Source organism: Bacillus sp. JJ864, assembly GCF_036963045.1.
Classification (GTDB): domain Bacteria; phylum Bacillota; class Bacilli; order Bacillales; family Bacillaceae_G; genus Bacillus_A; species Bacillus_A pseudomycoides_C.
Genome location: NZ_JBALLY010000091.1, coordinates 2421 through 20569, shown reverse-complemented (window position 1 = coordinate 20569; position 18149 = coordinate 2421). Strand labels below are relative to the sequence as shown.

The 18149-nt window shown below is 37.6% G+C and carries 20 protein-coding genes and 4 riboswitches; of the genes, 2 read left to right on the top strand and 18 right to left on the bottom strand.

The annotated features are described in order from the left end of the window. Window positions 1–10: 10 nt before the first annotated feature. From kdpC to tenA, 17 genes are all read right to left on the bottom strand, one after another. Window positions 11–592: a K(+)-transporting ATPase subunit C gene (kdpC, locus tag V7024_RS15075; protein WP_335521352.1), complete on the bottom strand. Its 582-nt coding sequence runs from the start codon at window positions 590–592 to the stop codon at window positions 11–13. An 18-nt stretch (window positions 593–610) separates the two neighbouring features. Beyond that, window positions 611–2710 (bottom strand): potassium-transporting ATPase subunit KdpB, encoded by a 2100-nt coding sequence (kdpB, locus tag V7024_RS15070; RefSeq protein ID WP_335521349.1) that lies wholly within the window; start codon window positions 2708–2710, stop codon window positions 611–613. 13 nt (window positions 2711–2723) lie between these two features. Further along, window positions 2724–4391, bottom strand: a complete 1668-nt coding sequence (gene kdpA / locus V7024_RS15065; protein WP_335521347.1) for a potassium-transporting ATPase subunit KdpA — start codon at window positions 4389–4391, stop codon at window positions 2724–2726. Between the two features lie 19 nt (window positions 4392–4410). Next, complete coding sequence (kdpF, locus tag V7024_RS15060) at window positions 4411–4491, bottom strand: K(+)-transporting ATPase subunit F (protein ID WP_335521393.1); 81 nt, start codon at window positions 4489–4491, stop codon at window positions 4411–4413. Then, window positions 4488–4592 (bottom strand): signal peptide protein, encoded by a 105-nt coding sequence (locus V7024_RS15055; protein WP_335521346.1) that lies wholly within the window; start codon window positions 4590–4592, stop codon window positions 4488–4490. Before V7024_RS15055 ends, kdpF begins: the two co-directional genes overlap by 4 nt. A gap of 98 nt (window positions 4593–4690) precedes the next feature. Beyond that, a riboswitch (cyclic di-AMP (ydaO/yuaA leader) is annotated at window positions 4691–4834 on the bottom strand. 532 nt (window positions 4835–5366) lie between these two features. Next, window positions 5367–5603 (bottom strand): hypothetical protein, encoded by a 237-nt coding sequence (locus V7024_RS15050; protein ID WP_335521344.1) that lies wholly within the window; start codon window positions 5601–5603, stop codon window positions 5367–5369. 17 nt (window positions 5604–5620) lie between these two features. Next, window positions 5621–6022 carry a hypothetical protein gene (locus tag V7024_RS15045; RefSeq protein WP_335521342.1) on the bottom strand — a complete coding sequence of 134 codons (402 nt, stop codon included), beginning with the start codon at window positions 6020–6022 and terminating at the stop codon, window positions 5621–5623. Window positions 6023–6115: 93 nt separating this feature from the next. Then, a riboswitch (cyclic di-AMP (ydaO/yuaA leader) is annotated at window positions 6116–6260 on the bottom strand. Window positions 6261–6353: 93 nt separating this feature from the next. After that, entirely contained in the window at window positions 6354–7175 is an 822-nt protein-coding gene (gene thiD, locus V7024_RS15040) for a bifunctional hydroxymethylpyrimidine kinase/phosphomethylpyrimidine kinase (protein WP_335521341.1), read from the bottom strand. 5 nt (window positions 7176–7180) lie between these two features. Continuing rightward, entirely contained in the window at window positions 7181–8200 is a 1020-nt protein-coding gene (locus V7024_RS15035) for a thiazole biosynthesis adenylyltransferase ThiF (protein ID WP_335521339.1), read from the bottom strand. Next, window positions 8193–8963 (bottom strand): thiazole synthase, encoded by a 771-nt coding sequence (locus V7024_RS15030; protein ID WP_335521337.1) that lies wholly within the window; start codon window positions 8961–8963, stop codon window positions 8193–8195. The genes V7024_RS15035 and V7024_RS15030 overlap by 8 nt, the downstream gene beginning before the upstream one ends. A gap of 2 nt (window positions 8964–8965) precedes the next feature. Then, window positions 8966–9169, bottom strand: coding sequence for a sulfur carrier protein ThiS (thiS, locus tag V7024_RS15025; protein ID WP_335521335.1), 204 nt, complete (start codon window positions 9167–9169; stop codon window positions 8966–8968). Between the two features lie 182 nt (window positions 9170–9351). Beyond that, window positions 9352–10461: a glycine oxidase ThiO gene (gene thiO / locus V7024_RS15020; RefSeq protein WP_335521333.1), complete on the bottom strand. Its 1110-nt coding sequence runs from the start codon at window positions 10459–10461 to the stop codon at window positions 9352–9354. Continuing rightward, entirely contained in the window at window positions 10445–11074 is a 630-nt protein-coding gene (gene tenI, locus V7024_RS15015) for a thiazole tautomerase TenI (RefSeq protein WP_335521331.1), read from the bottom strand. The genes thiO and tenI overlap by 17 nt, the downstream gene beginning before the upstream one ends. A 10-nt stretch (window positions 11075–11084) precedes the next feature. Further along, window positions 11085–12086: an ABC transporter substrate-binding protein gene (locus V7024_RS15010; RefSeq protein WP_335521329.1), complete on the bottom strand. Its 1002-nt coding sequence runs from the start codon at window positions 12084–12086 to the stop codon at window positions 11085–11087. Further along, entirely contained in the window at window positions 12083–12835 is a 753-nt protein-coding gene (locus V7024_RS15005) for an ABC transporter permease (protein WP_335521327.1), read from the bottom strand. Before V7024_RS15005 ends, V7024_RS15010 begins: the two co-directional genes overlap by 4 nt. After that, a complete protein-coding gene (locus tag V7024_RS15000) occupies window positions 12832–13575 on the bottom strand; it encodes an ABC transporter ATP-binding protein (RefSeq protein ID WP_335521326.1) in 744 nt (247 codons plus the stop codon). The genes V7024_RS15005 and V7024_RS15000 overlap by 4 nt, the downstream gene beginning before the upstream one ends. Continuing rightward, window positions 13544–14239 carry a thiaminase II gene (tenA, locus tag V7024_RS14995; protein ID WP_335521324.1) on the bottom strand — a complete coding sequence of 232 codons (696 nt, stop codon included), beginning with the start codon at window positions 14237–14239 and terminating at the stop codon, window positions 13544–13546. Before tenA ends, V7024_RS15000 begins: the two co-directional genes overlap by 32 nt. An 85-nt stretch (window positions 14240–14324) precedes the next feature. Further along, a riboswitch (TPP riboswitch) is annotated at window positions 14325–14425 on the bottom strand. A gap of 60 nt (window positions 14426–14485) precedes the next feature. Continuing rightward, a riboswitch (TPP riboswitch) is annotated at window positions 14486–14594 on the bottom strand. A gap of 428 nt (window positions 14595–15022) precedes the next feature. Between tenA and V7024_RS14990 the strand changes: the two genes are divergently transcribed. Together V7024_RS14990 and V7024_RS14985 are read left to right on the top strand one after the other, a co-directional pair. Beyond that, a complete protein-coding gene (locus V7024_RS14990; protein WP_335521322.1) occupies window positions 15023–16186 on the top strand; it encodes an SH3 domain-containing protein in 1164 nt (387 codons plus the stop codon). Window positions 16187–16192: 6 nt separating this feature from the next. Beyond that, on the top strand, window positions 16193–16549 hold the full coding sequence (locus tag V7024_RS14985; protein WP_335521321.1) for a hypothetical protein: 357 nt from the start codon (window positions 16193–16195) through the stop codon (window positions 16547–16549). Window positions 16550–16770: 221 nt separating this feature from the next. Here V7024_RS14985 and V7024_RS14980 read toward each other — a convergent pair whose 3' ends face one another. Beyond that, a complete protein-coding gene (locus V7024_RS14980) occupies window positions 16771–17922 on the bottom strand; it encodes a DUF3965 domain-containing protein (RefSeq protein ID WP_335521319.1) in 1152 nt (383 codons plus the stop codon). Window positions 17923–18149 lie beyond the last annotated feature (227 nt).

Below are 18149 nucleotides of genomic sequence, written 5' to 3'. Positions count from 1 at the left end.
AGCATCGTTATCATTTCATCATTTTTTGTAATTCTACATTTAACTTCAACACGTTGACGCGATCTTCTCCAAACAATCCAAGTGCTTGCCCTTCTGTTTGCGATTCAATCAGCTTATTAATTTTTTCTTTCGGAATATTCGTTATTTTAGAGATACGATCTACTTGTACGTAAGCCGCTTGTGGACTAATGTCTGGATCTAAGCCTGAACCTGAATTCGTTACTAAATCCATTGGAACTTCCGTAACAGGAACTGCTGGATTTTCCTTCTTCCAATTTTCCACACTCTCTTCTACACGTTTTACTAAATCTGGATTAGACGGTGCATAGTTGTTAGAGCCAGATGCTTCTGCTTTATATTCTATACTAGAGACACGTCCATGAAAATAACGTGGGTCTGTAAAATTTTGACCAATTAATTTCGATCCAATGACTTCATTTTTTTCATTATATATTAGACTTCCGTCTGCGTTATCTTTCATAACCGCTTGCGCAATTCCTGTAACTAGCAGTGGATAGATGAGCCCGCATATAACAAGAAATGTAAAGGTGATACGAATGACAGGTGAAAGTATCTTTTGTTTTTCAAACATTTTCATTTCCCCTTTTCTTTAAATGAACAATCCTACAAACATGTCAATCAGCTTAATACCGACGAACGGAACAATTACTCCGCCAAGTCCATAAATGAATAGGTTACGTCCTAATAATGCATTAGAACTCATCGGTTTATAAGCAATCCCTCTCATTGCTAGAGGAATAAGCATCGGGATAATAATTGCATTGAAGATAAGCGCTGATAAAATCGCTGACAATGGTGAATGCAATTTCATAACGTTCAGAGCTTCCATTTGCGGAATTGCCAATGTAAACATCGCTGGGATAATTGCAAAGTATTTCGCAATATCATTTGCGATACTAAATGTTGTTAGCGCACCGCGCGTCATTAATAGCTGCTTACCAATCCCTACAACCTCAATAATTTTCGTTGGGTTTGAATCTAAGTCAATCATATTTGCTGCTTCTTTCGCTGCTGCTGTACCACTATTCATCGCTAGACCAACATCGGCCTGTGCTAAAGCTGGTGCATCATTTGTACCATCACCTGTCATCGCAACAAGCTTTCCTTTGTCTTGCTCTGCTTTAATAACCGCAATTTTATCTTCTGGTTTACATTCTGCAACAAATTCATCTACACCAGCTTCTTTCGCAATGGTTGCGGCAGTAAGCGGGTTATCACCTGTACACATTACTGTTTTAATCCCCATTTGACGAAGCTGTTCAAATCGTTCGCGCATACCTGGTTTTACAGTATCTTTTAAATAAATTAATCCGTAAATACGATCATTTGCTGCAACTGCAAGCGGTGTACCGCCTTCTTTTGCAATTAAATCGGATTTTTGATTTAAATCTTTCGGAACCATACCGCCTTGCGATTGTACCCATTCAATCACAGCACCAACCGCACCTTTTCGTACTTTTACACCATCCGTTAAGTCCACACCGCTCATACGTGTCTCAGCTTTAAATGGAACAAACTCACCTTGCTCAGCAAGTGTACCGTTATAAGAGAGTGCTTTTGATTGTACGTATTCAATAACCGAACGTCCTTCTGGCGTCTCATCTAACACGGAGCTAAGCGCCGCCCATTTTGCTACTTGCTCAATTGTTTCATTTCCTACTGGTAAAAGCGTATGTGCCATGCGATTACCGAATGTAATTGTACCTGTTTTATCTAAAATAATTGTGTTAATATCACCAGCTGCTTCCACTGCTTTACCGCTCATCGCTAACACGTTAAACTTCGTTACACGGTCCATACCGGCAATCCCGATTGCCGATAATAGCCCACCAATTGTTGTTGGAATTAAACAAACAAGAAGTGCAACGAGTATAGCTGTATCAATTTGAAAACCAAGATAATTCGTAAAGAGTGGTAATGTCACAACAACGATTAAGAAAATAAGTGTTAAACTCATTAAGACCGTATTAAGAGCGATTTCATTTGGTGTTTTTTGACGAGATGCCCCTTCTACTAAAGAAATCATTTTATCTAAGAAAGATTCACCAGGATTACTCGTAATTCGAATTGTAATTTCATCACTTACTACCATTGTACCGCCGGTAACGGAGCAAAAATCACCGCCAGCTTCTTTCATAACTGGTGCAGATTCACCAGTTATGGCTGATTCATCGACAGACGCTAACCCGCGAATGACTTCTCCGTCACTAGGGATCATTTCACCTTGTTTTACAATAACAACATCGCCTTTTTTCAGTTCAGTTGCTGAAACTCTAGCAACACTTCCATTTTCTTTTATTACATTTGCGAATACATCTTTTTTCGACTGCTTTAAAGAATCAGCTTGTGCTTTCCCACGTCCTTCTGCTAATGCTTCTGCAAAATTAGCAAACAAAACAGTGAATAATAGAATAAGAGAAACCGTTATATTGAACCACCCTGGGATACTACTAGATCCATTAGGTAAAAATGATAAAATTAATGTTAGGAAAAACCCTATTTCCACCACGAACATAATCGGATTTTTCACCATCACTCGCGGATTCAATTTTGCAAAAGATTCTTTTATCGCATTTGTAATAATGTCACGATCCATCGTTTTTGCTTGTCTTACTTCATTTTCGACTTCCGTTTTTGGTGATACAATCGATTGATTCGGTTGTTTATCTTTTACCACTACAGGTTTCATCATGTACCCTCCATTACTTCAATGTAAGAAATTCTGCAATTGGTCCTAACACTAACATTGGGAAGAACGTTAATGCCCCTACAATTACAATTGTTCCAATGAAAATACCGCCAAATAAACCGTTATCTGTTCGGAATGTTCCGATTGTTTCTGGTACTACCGTTTTCTCTTTTAATGAAGCCGCTACAGCGAGCATTGTAATTAAGCTAAAGTAACGCCCTGAGAACATCACGATACCAGTTGTAATATTCCAAAACGCCGTATTGTCTGCCAAACCTTCAAAACCGGAACCGTTATTCGCTGCCGAAGAAGTATATTCATATACAACTTGTGTCAAACCATGAAAACCGGAGTTTGAAATAGCATCTGTTCCGAGATGAGTTGAAAGAGCTAATGCTGAAAATCCTAAAATCAGTAAAGGATGAAATAGTATTGTTACCGCAATTAATTTCATTTCCTTTCCTTCAATCTTCTTCCCTAAAAATTCTGGTGTACGTCCCACCATTAATCCCGATATAAAGACCGCGATGATTGCGTACATAATAATATTGATAAATCCTGCACCGACCCCGCCGTATACTGTATTTAACATCATATTTACAAGTGGTACGAGTCCTCCGATTGGTGTCAACGTATCATGCATTGTATCAACAGCACCTGTTTCCGCTGCAGTTGTTACTGTTGCGTATAGTGAAGAAAATACGGTTCCAAAGCGGACTTCTTTTCCTTCTACGCTGCCTTGAGTATGCTGCATTCCCATTTCATTTAACGCTGGGTTTCCATGTAACTCTGACGTTACAATTGTTGTAAACCCCATTAAAAATACGATGAATAAAGAAACGAAAAGAACGCGTCCTTGTTTTTTATTCCCTACCATTCTTCCGTATGTGAATGGTAAAGCTGTTGGTAACAGCATCATAAGCATCATTTGTAAAATGTTACTGATTTGACCTGGGTTTTCAAATGGATGCGTTGAGTTTGCCCCGAAAAATCCTCCGCCGTTGTTCCCTAATTCCTTAATAGAAACGAAAGAAGCAACCGGACCACGTAATATACTTTGTTTCACACCTTCAATTGTATGAGCTGTAACTGCTCCTTCTAACGTTTGCGGTACACCAAGTGCAACGAAGATCAATGCTGCTATAAATGCAATTGGGAGAAAAACTCTCGTTAAAGCACGTGTAAAATCTACGAAGAAATTTCCAAGTTCTCTCCCTGCTAAACCTCTTATAAAAGCCATTACAATCGCTAATGTTGTTGCTGGTGCTGTAAACATTAAAAACGTAATTCCGATTAATTGTGATAAGTACGAAACACCATTTTCACCGCTGTAATGCTGTAAATTTGTATCTGCCATAAAACTAATCGCTGTATTAAAAGCCAGTGTAGGTTCCATCCCCTCAACATGAGCTGGATTTAATGGCAATACACCTTGCAGGCGAAGTATGAAATAAACAACAACAATCATAAATCCATTAAGCGCAACTAATGATAATGCGTATTGCTTCCAACTCTGGTTATAAGGTTTCACACCGGAAATTTTTAAAATAATATTTTCAAAAGGTCCGAACACTCTATCCAATTTGCTATTTCCTTGAAACGCCTTCTCTAAATAAATCCCGGTTGGCTTTGCAACAAGAACAAATAATAACATTGTGACCAAAACGGCAATCCAAATCATAATAAACCTTTCCCCCTAATTAAAACTTTTCTGGATTTAATAGCGCATAAACTAAGTACACAGTAAGTAAAGCAACAATAATTGATACTGCAATAGTCATTGCTTCTTCCCTTCCTTCACAACATGATCCGACCATCTTGCAAGACCAATCATTGATCCAACTAACACAATTAAAATTCCTATCATAGCGATATCTAACATTCTTCATCCCTCACTAAATGTAAAATTTTACCATCGAAAGCATAAAAAAGAACACTGAGGATCTACTCAGTGTTCGAAAATGAACAACACAAAAGTAAACCTCCTCTCCAAACGCTTACGAGGTTAGCTGTCGGATTCGGGCCTAAAGAGTAGCCCTACTTTCATCATGAAAGATTCACCCCAAGTGACAATGCACAAAATTGGTTCCCCCGCTCCATTTCTGGACTCAGCGATATCAGGTTGTTTTTTGGAAATTTTATGAACAATTTATGAATGTAAATATACTCCTCTACATTTCGCTTGTAAAGAGGTAAAATAACGAAAATATAAAAATATAAGACCTTTTAAACGCTTACATTGAGGATAAATACATCTTTATCATCTTTTTTCTTTGATTTTCTTCCTTTTTCATTATGTATACGTTCTTTTACAAGTGAAAAAAGAAGATTATCTCAATAAATCAAATACAACAGGACCCGTTTTCCTCCCTTTGTTTGAAACCTCGCACGTGGCAAAAAAAGGCCCTGACCGCTTCTATGCACGGCCAGGACCTCTCTCTAAAAAATGCAGTTTTATACCTTTTTTTCAACATGCACATCACTGCCACGCTGAATTCAATAGGACCCGCTACTTTGCTTGCTCCCTCTGTTTTATACTTCGCGCGTGGCACAAAAGGCCCTGACCGCTTCTATGCACGGCCAGAGCCTCTCGCCCATCTAAAAAAGAGGTTTTCATGCTAGTTTTTCAATTCATATTGATAAATAACCTTCTAAACTATAAAAAAGACCGTAAGTTACGACCTCGAATATATACTTGCACCAATTCTGCATGCTGCTTCTCATATTCGATAATATCTTGTTCTAAATATAAACGGATATCTTCTGGCGGAAGAATCACATATGGCTTCGGAAAGAATGGATCATGTTCTGCTAATTCATGTACTCGTTCTAACGATAGTGCCCAGCGCTTTGCTAACTCGCGGCAAAGTAATACTTTCATCGTTTCTTTCATATCCGATTCCTCCGCCCCTACTCTAAAGTCAAAAACGAAATATTATCACAAGTTGTAAACACCACTAATTTAATTCCAATCGTTTCATAGAGGTGCTTTGGATATTGTTTATTTCGCGTGACAACTGTAATAGGCGCGGTAAAAGAAGAGCGAATACGTTCAGCGAAGAAGCTAATTGTAGACAATTCATCTCCTAGTAAAATCGCTTTGTTAATTCCTTTGCATATGTTCACAATCATGCTCGGATCATCCGGACAACAATATGCTTGTTGAAACCCACATGCTTTCACTTCACTTACCACATGCTCACTTGCTGCAAAAATGACCATTTCACTTTGAAACGGTGCTAAATCCTTTAAACTCTTTACTTTCGCAGCTTCTCCTACACAAATGAGCGTGTACTCTTTTTCCTTATCCATGCACTAGATCCTCCTTCACATAAAAGAATTTTTCAGTATAGATTAAAATTCTCTTATGCTAGTCGGATCGATGAATTGATGTATTCACTTGCACCATCCTCTCTCAACACGCTTACGAAGTTAGCTGTCGGATTCGGGCTTTGAGAGTAGCCCTACCTTCGAAAAAGGATTCACCCCAAGTGACAATGCACAAAGTTGGTTCCCCCGCTCCAAAGTCTGGATTAAGCGTTCTTAAAAATAGATTCTGGCTGATATATTACTCCTAATTTTGGAAAAAGTAAACATGAAAAAAGCCAATTTTTTTAATTGGCTTTTCTAAAAATATATATATTTATGCACGTATATTTCTACGTCCATACGCAAAATGGTTCGTTGGTCCGTGACCGCTGCCTATGTTCAGCTCATCTTCAATTGCTATACTAATAAAGTTCTTCGCTTCACGAACTGCATCTACAGTTTCGCAACCTTTCGCGAGTCCTGCTGTTACAGCTGCGGCAAACGTACAACCGCTTCCGTGTGTTTGTATCGACGCAATCCGTTTACTTCTATACTCCATAAACTCATTTCCATCAAACAATAAATCAATTACTTCATTCCCTTGATACGCTGCATGTCCGCCTTTCATCACGACAAACTTCGCACCTAAATCATGCAATCTTTTCGCAGCTTCTTTACTGTCTTCAATCGTATGAATCTTCATTCCTGTTAATACTTCTGCTTCAGGAACATTTGGCGTAATTACCGTTGCAAGCGGCAATAAATGTTCTTGTAATGCTGCTACAGCTTCTTGTTGTAATAACGATGCTCCGCCTTTTGCGATCATAACAGGGTCTAGTACAATATTATTCCATGAAAATGATTTAATATTTTCAGCTACGATTTTAATAATCTCACTACTAAATAACATCCCAAGTTTCACTGCATCTGGCGTTAAATCCGTACCGATAGAATGTAACTGCTTTTCAATTCCTTCTACAGGAACAGGATACACCCCTTGTACACCAAGCGTATTTTGGGCCGTAATCGTTGTAATAGCTGTCATTCCGTACACACCGAGCTCTTGAAATGTTTTTAAATCTGCTTGAATCCCCGCACCGCCGCCGCTATCAGAGCCAGCAATCGTTAATGCTTTATTCACTCTCATTTCACTCACCCTTTTTAACCAAAGTAACGATGATAAATCGTTTTTGCTTCCGCTATATCCTTTGTCCCATGCACAAGCACACGGCCGTCTTGAAATGCTACTAACCGTTTATTCTCAACAGAAAACGATAATAAATACGGATTCACTGTTAAATCCGTTACACGGTTTTGCAGCAGATTTTTATACATAGACAAATGAATCTGCTCTTTATGCGGCGGACGAATTTGTACTGTATTTCTACCGCATAAAACAGCCGCCCTGGAAGTATTCTCCTTGCTTAAATACGGATAAACGGCTTCTTCTCCGCACGATAAGCAGTGCTTGTTTCGCAACTTTTGTACATTCATGCATGAATATTCATTTTTCCACACATCAAATGACACAAGCCCCTCACGAAGTGCCTCGTAATCTTCTACTAAAACCTTTAATGCTTCCGCAACTTGATGTGAGACAACAATAGATACAGCAGGCGAAATAATCCCCGCTGTATCACATGTCACTCCCCCAAGCGGGATCGACTGCAATAAACAAGATAGGCACGGCGTCTTTCCTGGTAAAATCGTATAAGAAAGACCGTAACTCCCAACACAAGCTCCGTAAATCCATGGAATAGAATGCTTTTGCGATATATCATTTACAATAAACCGTGTCTCAAAGTTATCTGTTGCATCGATGATGAGATTTACACCTGTAACAAGTTCTTCTAGTTCTTCTGCTGTTACATCTTGCACATAAGTTTCTACAACTACATCGCTATTAATGGCTTGTAAGCGCCGCTTAGCTGCCACTGCTTTTGGTAAATGATTTTCTACATCTTCCTCGCAGTATAACTGTTGGCGCTGCAGATTACTCCAATCAATGTAATCACGATCAACAATCGTCACTTTGCCAACTCCAGCGCGAACGAGCATCTCTGCATTTGCACTACCAAGCGCTCCCACGCCGATTATAAGTACATGTTTTTCTCTTATTTTGTTCTGTCCCTCTTCCCCAATTGGAGAGAACAACACTTGACGAGAATACCGGCTATTCAAGGATACTCATTCCTTCTAACGGGCTACTTGCGGCCCCGCAGCGCTTACGTGCAATACGTCCTGCTTCAAACCCTAATCTTCCTGCCTGAATACTAAGCTTCATTGCTTCTGCCATTTTCACAGGATCTTTTGCCCCGGAAACAGCTGTATTTAACAACACGCCTTCTGCACCTAATTCCATCGCAAATGCTGCGTCAGCCGGACTACCAATGCCCGCGTCAACAATAACGGGAACAGTTGCTTGCTGGATAATAAAACTTAAATGTAACGGGTTTACAATGCCAAGACCAGAGCCAATTGGCGATGCACCCGGCATAATCGCATGAACGCCTAATTCTTGTAATTTACGTGCTAATACAACATCATCAGACGTATACGGCAAAACGATAAACCCTTCTTTTAATAGCATTTCTGACGCTCTTAACGTTTCAACTGGGTCTGGTAATAACGTTTTATCATCACCAATTACTTCTACTTTAATCATGTCGCATAATCCTGATGCTTTTGCTAGTTTTGCAATACGCACCGCTTCTTCTGCTGTTTTTGCTCCTGCTGTATTGGGAAGAAGGGTATACTTTGTTACATCAATTTTTTCTAGTAAATTAGGCTGCTCTGCATCAAAAATATCCATACGACGCACCGCAAACGTTAAAATTTCTGCTTCTGATACTTCAATCGCTTTCTTTTGTACATCAAAATCTGAAAATTTCCCTGTTCCTAATAACAATCTAGACTGAAAAGTAAATGGTCCAATTTTTAACATAATCAACCGCCTCCTACGAATGTGACAATTTCAATTTGATCTCCCTCAAAAACAGATGTATCTTGATGATCCTCTTTTTGTAAAATATCTTGATTACGTTCTACAACAACAATTTTCGTCTCTAATCCTAAATGAACAAGCAAATCAGCTACCGTCTTAACCTCAATTGGTACCTCTACTTGCCTACCGTTAATTTTTAAATTCAAGCTTTCAGCCTCCTTATTAAAGGTATAACAAACTTAAAATCCTTTTCTTTTAGGGTGGGCGAGTGGTCCTAGCCTTGCATAGTAACGGTCAGGGCCTTTTTCTGCCACTTCCCTTGCTAAAAACACGAGTGCAGGTCTCCTTTTTGCCTAACAGTAACTTATATGTTGAAAATGAAATTGATTTACATAGATTGAGAAAGCAATGAATCTAGTAAACGATTTTCTTGCTTTCCTTCTATAAGATCAGCCATATACTCTCCTGAAACTGGACTTAATAAAATTCCATTTCGGTAATGGCCCGTACAAGCATATAAACCAGTAATTTCTTCATGTCTGCCGATATATGGCATACTGTGATTTGATTGTGGACGTAATCCTGCCCATGCCCCGTCCCATTCTGCTTCCTTTAACGCTGGAAGAATCTGATACGCACGCTCTAATATAGAAGTAATACTTTCAGGATGCACTGCCTTGTTATATGTATGAGGTTTCATTGTTGCCCCAATGACATAACGTCCACCGCGCTTCGGTGCGATATAGAATCGCTCTTGAAAAATAGGTGCTTGTAATAATGGCTTACGACTGCGCACTGCAACGACTTCACCTTTAACAGGATATGTCCCCCACTCACGGTGAAAATATTTTAATAGTTTTGTACTCCATGAACCGCCTGCAATTACTACGTTTTCACATGAAATTGCGCTCTCTGTTGTAAGCAATCCTGTTACACGATTATCTTTCATTTGAATATCAAACACTTCAGTTTCTTCATATATATCCGCTCCAGATATCGCAGCAGAGTGAGCAAATGCTTTCGTCAGCTCCGGGGCAATCACATGACCATCTTTTGGGTGGTAGACTGCTCCAATAATCGAAGTAGATAAATAGGGTTCTTTTTTCCGTAGTTCTTCTCCTGAGATAAAATGGGACTCTTCTCCTGTTTGCTGCTGCCATTTCATAATATGAAGAAGCCGTACACTCTCTTCTTCATTTTGAGCAATACGGTAAATTCCTTTTTCTTCATATCCTATATCAATTCCGGTTTTATCACGTAATAGACTTGCAAGTTTTGGAAACATCGCGCGGCTTTTCCTACCTAATTCAAACAGCGGATCGTATTCATCCCATTCCGCCTGTACACCTAATAGTCCAACTGCTGCTTTAGACGCTTCAGAAGCAATCTTTTGTTTTTCAATAATAGCAACTTTATAACCTCTGTCAGCAAGGAAATGTGCAATCGAACTTCCGATTACACCGCCGCCAACGATGGCAACATCATATATTTTTTTCATGATTTCTCGCCCACTTTCGTATCGTTTCCTTATATAACTTCGCCTGCTCATTCGGTTTTACTGCACTTAAAATTCCGGACATAATCGCGATACCAGCAGCACCGGTACCGAGTACTTCTGCCGTATTATTAGGAGTAACCCCTCCAATAGCGGTAATTGGGATTGCTAAATGTTTTGCCATTTCGGTAATCCCTGCTAATCCTCTTGGCGGAACTCCCTTTTTGGAGTTTGTTTGAAACAAATGCCCATACAGAAGAGAATCTGCACCACTTTTAAAAGCAGAAACAGCTTCTTCATATGAGTGCACCGAGTAACCAACATGCAAATAAGAAAATTTTTCTTTAACAGACTTTATATCCACGCTGCGATATCCAAGTTGCACACGTCTAATATTGAATAAAATTGCAATATCAATCCGATCGTTGATGACAAGTTTAGAAGAAGGAAACCCCTTATGTAAGAGCTTTTCCACACCTTCATATAACTCTTTCGTACTTTTCTCTCGCTCACGAATGTGCAAATAATCTATTTCACTTTCAATATCGGTTGCTATATGCGCTAACTCTTCAAATGACATACGACCATTTGATATAACGTGAAGCTCAGCTTTCATACCCTTTCGCCTACTTTAAAATGTTTTCAAACAACTCGTTTGCCGGAACAATTTCTTTTGCCATTCCTTTTTCTTTTAGCCACTTATTTTGTTTTTCCCACGAACTTGCTGTATCTGATAAAAATGGTTCATCTTTTGTTTCCATTTTATCTAATAAAATTTTCATACTCTCTTTTTCAACTTCTGGAATAAGTGGGAAATTCTCTTTTTCTTGATGATTTAATAAAATATTTAATGCTTCATCTGGATTTTTCTTCATAAATTCATAACCTTTTTTTGCCCCGCGTAAAAAGGCTTGTAATGTTTCTTTATCTTGTTTCAATGTTTTATCGCCTGTTACAAATACAAGTTCATGATAGTTCGGTACACCGTAATCCGCTGGGTTGAAATATGCTGGCTCGGAACCTTCATGACGCATGACTGGAACTTCATGGTTAATATATGCCCCTGTAACAGCATCTACTTTTTTCGTAGTCAGAGCCGGTACTAAATCAAAACCAACATCAACTACTTTTACGTTATTTGGGTTTCCACCGTCTTCTTTAATCATCGTTTTTAAATATTCTTCACTTAACGGTGTCCCTGAATATCCCACTGTTTTTCCTTCCAAATCTTTAGGAGAAGAAACGCCTGCTGATTTTAGCGATACAACATGATTTAAAGGGGAACGAACAACTGCACCGATAGATTTTACTGGAATGTGTTCATTCGCTCTCGCAATCACAACATCAGGCTGATAATACAATCCAACTGTTACTTTTCCTGCTGCCGCTAACGTTAATGGATCAGTTGGATTAGAAGGAAATTTAATATTTACCTTCACACCTTCTTCTTTAAAATAACCCTTTTCAATTGCTGTATAAATAAAGCTATGCACTGCATTTGGGTACCAATCAAGCATGACCGTTACTTCTTTTTCACCTTTTTTCTTTTCTGATGCCGAATTGCTAGAACACCCAGCAATCATCGCAATTAATAATGTAAACACAAAGATGCGCTTTAATAATTTCATGAGTGCTTCCTCCAACTAATAAATTTCCTCTCAAATATCGAAACGAGTAATACAAAGAAAATAGCGAGAAGTGACAATAAAACGATTGGTGCAAACACACCCGCACCATCCATTTGTGTCATCATTCGTTTACTAAAATAGCCTAGTCCTGCTTGTGCCCCAAGCCACTCTCCAATCGCTGCCCCAATCACGCTAAACGGCACAGCCACTTTTAAAGCTGAGAAAAAATAGGGAAGTGCAGACGGCAATTTCAATTTTAAAAAAATATCTTTTTTTGTTGCACCATATGTAATTAAAAGCTCTTCCCACTCCTTTTTCGTACTACAAAGGCCATCATACGTATTCACCGCAATTGGAAAGAATGTAATCAGTACTGTGACAACAACCTTATTCCAAATCGAATAGCCAAACCATAAAACAAATAATGGTGCTAAAGCTGTAATGGGAATAGTCTGTGAAGCAACTAATAGTGGATAAAATGCCTTCTCAGCAAATGTACTCATACTCATCAACATCGCTAACCCAACACCTAATACAATGGAAATAACAATACCGATTACAGTAACAGAAAGCGTTGCTGGTAAATGCACTGTAAGCAATATATCCCGCAAATCCCATATTTTTTGAACAATAGCACTTGGAGACGGCAAAATGTACATTTCATCAAGAATCCGTGCTCCTACTTCCCATCCAATCAGTAAAATTGTAATTACAATAATAGCCGGAACATAATCTACCATTCGTTTCATACAAGCACCTGTCTTTGCAACATGCCAATGAGTTCATCTTTTAATGCCAGCATTTCTGGGCGATGCAAATCTTTTCGAGAGCGCTCTTTCCCAAGCGGCACAATCCGCTCAGTCAATGATGTAATGGGCTGCTCTGTTACGATAAAAATACGATTAGAAAGATAAAGCGCTTCATCAACATCATGTGTAATAAACAAAAATGTTTTTTGCCAATGTTTCCATTGTTCAAACAACCATTCTTGCAGAGATGCCTTCGTTAATGCATCAAGTGCACTAAACGGTTCATCTAATAATAAAAGGTCGCCGCCCGTTAACAACGTACGAATAAAAGATACGCGTTGCCGCATTCCGCCTGATAAATCTTTTGGCTGTTTCTTTTCATACCCTTGCAGTCCAAACTGCTCCAACAGCTCTTGTGCTTTCATTTGTGCCTCTTTTTTCTTCATTCCTTGACATTCAAGAGGCAAAGCTGCATTTTCAATAATGGTTCGCCACGGGAGTAACATATCTTTTTGCGGCATATAGCCAACAGGAGTCGTTCCCTTCACCTCTATCGTGCCGGCATTTTCTTTCTCAAGCCCTGTAATAAGCCGAAACAATGTACTTTTCCCGCAGCCGCTTGGCCCGATAATACTAATGAATTCCCCTTCTTGTACTGCAGTATCAAGATTCGCTATAATCGGTTTCTCATCATACCGAAACGAAACATTATGAAATTGTAGTATGTTCTTGCTCCTCAAAACCCCACATCTCCTTACGATATGCCATATCCCAAAATAAGTATTCAAAACGGCTGGAATATAAGAAAATCTCTTCTAAACGATTTCGTTCTTCTTCTGTTTTCCCTACTGCAATTTCATTACATAAATCAATTAACCATACGCAAAGATTCCCATATTCATCAGAGCTATATCCTTGAATCCATTCACCAAAAAATTCGTGATCGCGCGCTCCTGGAATAGCATTTAAACGCTTTCCAATCTCCCAATAACTCCACATACACGGAAGCAATGCTGCAATTAACTCAGCAAGTGTACCGTTTTGTGAAACGGACATCATATAGTTTGTATATGCTAGATTCATAGCAGACGGCTTTGCTAATTCCATCTCTTCAACAGAAATTCCTAAGCGCTTTGCATATTGTTTATGAATCGTCATTTCCTCATTTAAAATCCCATCAATTTGTTCAGCAAATTTCGCCATCACTTTTGGGTTTGTTGCTTTTACAACACCAATTGCATATAGCTTGGCGTAATCTAACAAATACAAATAATCTTGAACAATATAATATTGAAATCTATCTTTCTCTAACGTTCCATCTCCCATTCCTGTTACAAATGGATGATTATGACTCTTTTCCCAAACAGGTTGCACCTTTTCAAATAGTCTTTCACAAAATGTCATTTCCGCTTCCCCTTCCTGTATATATGTTTCCAAATAAAAAACCACTTCTATATAAGAAGTGGCCACAGCAAACAAAAGAAAAACTCATTTGTTGTTTCCACTTCCCTACGCTAGCATCACCTAGATCAGGTTATAAGGGTTAAGGTTTTTACCTCTCTCAGCTTTTAAGCACCCCTAGTGGTGTTCTATAAAATTTTCAATAAAAAAGTCCCCGTTTCTATGCATAAAGAAACGGGGACATTATTTATATCGTCCAAATTGCTTCCCTACGCTAGCATCATCTAGATCAGGTTCAAGGGTCAAAGACTATAGGTCTTACTCTCAGCTAGCAACACTAGCCCCCCTAGCAGTATATTCATTTAACATAGTCAGTATACCATCACAATATCTCACCCGCAACTCTTTTCATTTCTCCTTCTACCTATCTGTAAGTTCAGAAAAAATCGAATTTCTTCTCGCTCTTTCCATAATAGCTATAAATCTGCTATCCTTTTAGTATATACCCATTTTCACTTTTCGACATTTAAGTCGCTGCTATGCAAAATACATCATGACCGCTACTTGTTTTCTCCTTTTTGTTTAAACCTTGCATGTGGTAGAAAAAGGCCTTGCCCATTTCTATACGCGGCCAAATTCACCACTCTAAAAAGAAAAGTTTTGTAACTTACATATAGAGAAAAAAGCTTTCGTTTGTTTTTCATCCATAAATATGTTACAAACTTAATATCTTCATATTATAATTTAGATTATACCAATTTATCACATAAGGAGGTCTATGAATATATGAATTTAAAAATTGCAACACTAACAGCAACTACTGTAGCAGTTGCCGCTATGCTCCCCTCTATAGCAGACTCTAATGTACATACTGTAGAAGCAGAGCAAACAGCAAAAGCAAACATTGGTTATGTAAAAACGGAAACATTACAAATGTACAATAGCCCGAATGGAACAGACTCTGTTATTGATAACATTACACGTGACACTCCCGTTACTATTCTTGAAACAACAAATGAATGGTACAAAGTTCACACTCACAATAACACTGGCTATGTCAAAAAAGAAGCCATTTCGTTAACCAAACTAGAAAAAAATCAATATATCGTAAATGTAGATGCATTAAACGTTCGCTCTGAACCAAATACACAATCTGAAATTATTACTGTATTACCAAACGGGAAATTTGTTACTGTTCAAGAAGAACAAGATGGATGGTATAAAGTTATACATAATGGAACAAGCGGTTATGTAAAGAAAGAATTTTTATCTAACGCCGATCAGCCATTAGTAAAAGGAATTACTGTACAAGGCGGAAGTTCTTATTTTGTTGCCACTCCAACGTTAAAAATACGCAGCGGAGCAGGAACAAATACAGCTATTATCGGTTCTTTAGCAAAGGGAACACAAGTACAAGTCGTTGAAAGTGTGGGAACATGGTATAAAGTTCGCTACGGATCAGGATATGGCTATGTCGCACAGCATTATTTAGTGCAAGTGCAAGGACAACAACAGCAGCAGCAACCAAAACAGCAAGCTACACCATCTATTCCAGCTGTATTTAAATATCCTGCTCAAGGAAAAATCAGCTCAGAATTTGATGTACGCTGGGGAGAAATGCACTATGGTGTAGATATTGCAGCAACAGGAAATGTGCCAATCCAAGCTGCCGCATCTGGGACTGTTGTGAAATCATATTATTCTACAAGCTATGGGAACGTTGTATTTGTTGCCCATCGTATAAACGGGAACTTATACACAACTGTATATGCCCACATGAAAAGCCGCGCTGTCAAAGCAGGAGATACAGTACAAACAGGCCAATTGCTCGGTTATATGGGAAATACAGGGCATTCATTTGGACAACACTTGCATTTTGAATTGCATAACGGGGAATGGAATTTTGAAAAAACAAATGCTGTAAATCCACTTCCTTTCTTAGTTAGGTAACGCATAATGATACGTAATATTCCATTACTGATTGAGTATTTAGCATTTTTCGGTTTAATTTGTTGCTTATTAATTTACAACATAAACATTGTATTTTTAAGCATTGTTATTACATTTGTTACTTGTGAAGTGCTTATGGAAATATTCAAAATTCGACTAAAGCGACATATTTCACACATATATACTGCTCTATTCATTATCAGTTCTTTAATAACAAATATTAATTTTAATGGCTTACATGTCTCGGCAATATTTCCAGTATTTTTTATGACTATTCTTCTTATAGTCTCTCAATATATATATGTTCCAGAATATCGGAAACAACAGCATCAACAACAAGAAACATGGAAAGTGGGGAAATAGTGCACCGATTCTTTACAACCAGTCTAATGAAATCTTTTCTAGACTCGTATGAAAGAATGAATCATTTTTTCGGCATTAAAGATAATACAAATAGTCAATTTCTTTTGTACGGCATGATTTCTTTTACAATCATTTTTCTTTCTCTTTACTATTAAAAAAGGATTCCACATCGTGTGGAATCCTTTTTTACGTTCTATATAAATTAAAACTACTTTTCTCGTTTATCCGCATGCATATTGCTCATAAATAAAACTTAAATTATATTTATGTTCTAAATTCATACGTTGTTCATCACTGCACCAATAAAATAAAATATCATGTATTGATGCATAGCGCTTATTCTTTAAAAATTGCTTAATAAAAGAAGGAAAACAATTTGGTAATTGTATAAATATATAATTGCGTAGTAGTTCCTCTTTATAACCGATTCCTTTGCATATATGCATAAGTTCTTCACAATAATACATTTGCTGTGGAACTTGAATCATTTCAAAAAATGGAATGTACGATAATAATTTCCCAATAAAGTGCTCATATTTTGTTATAAACTCAAATGACATATGTTCCATCATCTCTTTTATAACAAACAAATAATCATCAACATGAGTTGTCTTTAACGGATTCAGATGATCAGATATTTGTGCAATCACTGCACGCTGACATGCTACAACAGCACGGCTTGGTTCATAATATGTTAAGAAATCTGTACATTTTCGATATTTTTTTAATAAATCTAACGTGTATACATCACAAATATATGTATTACAATATTTTGCAAGCTCCATTAAATTTTCATCTAACTGCTTTTTTGATAATGCCTTTGCTTGTTTACAAAGAAACAGAAACATAAACTCCATCATTTCTTTATGAGACAAAAGCGTCTTATACTTTTCAATACACTCTACATTAAACTTAATTCTTTCCCAAATAAAATCATCATTACTTTCTAATTCCGTAACCTTTTGTTTTATAATTAAATAATTCCAAGCGACTACTTGTGTAAATACATCCCATGATTCGTACTCAAGCGATGTTTGTACAAATTCCTCTAATCCCTCAGCAACCATAAAAGTATAAGCTTGTTGATACCATCCTACTTCTTGACATAAACGAATAATTCGAACTAAAGTTGGCATTTCATCTTTATGAAACTTCGGCAGATTATGTAATTTTTTCATTCCATATAAAATAAAAGGAATTAAATTTTCTTTCTTATAAAATTCTTTTTCTTTCCAAGCCAAAATAGTTCGTTCTTTTCCTTCCCCTTTTGGATACTCTGGTATAAGCAAAGAGAGTAAATCTGCAAAATTTTCCGGCTCTGTATACGTATCCGTAACCAAGTTCCAATTCGGTTCAGGTTGCATAATCGTCATATAATTCCCCCCTATTTTCTATATGTATGATAAAATATTTGAATGCTATTAAACTAATCATTAATATTAATATATTCAAAGAAACATATAATACTTATATTTATTAGTATATCATGTTTTTTATATGTTAATAGTTGTTAATAAAAATTTCAGAAGTTATTCACATAAAATATAAAGTGAAACTTCCATCAGTGGAGGTTTTCTTCTTTCCCACTGATGGAAAGCCC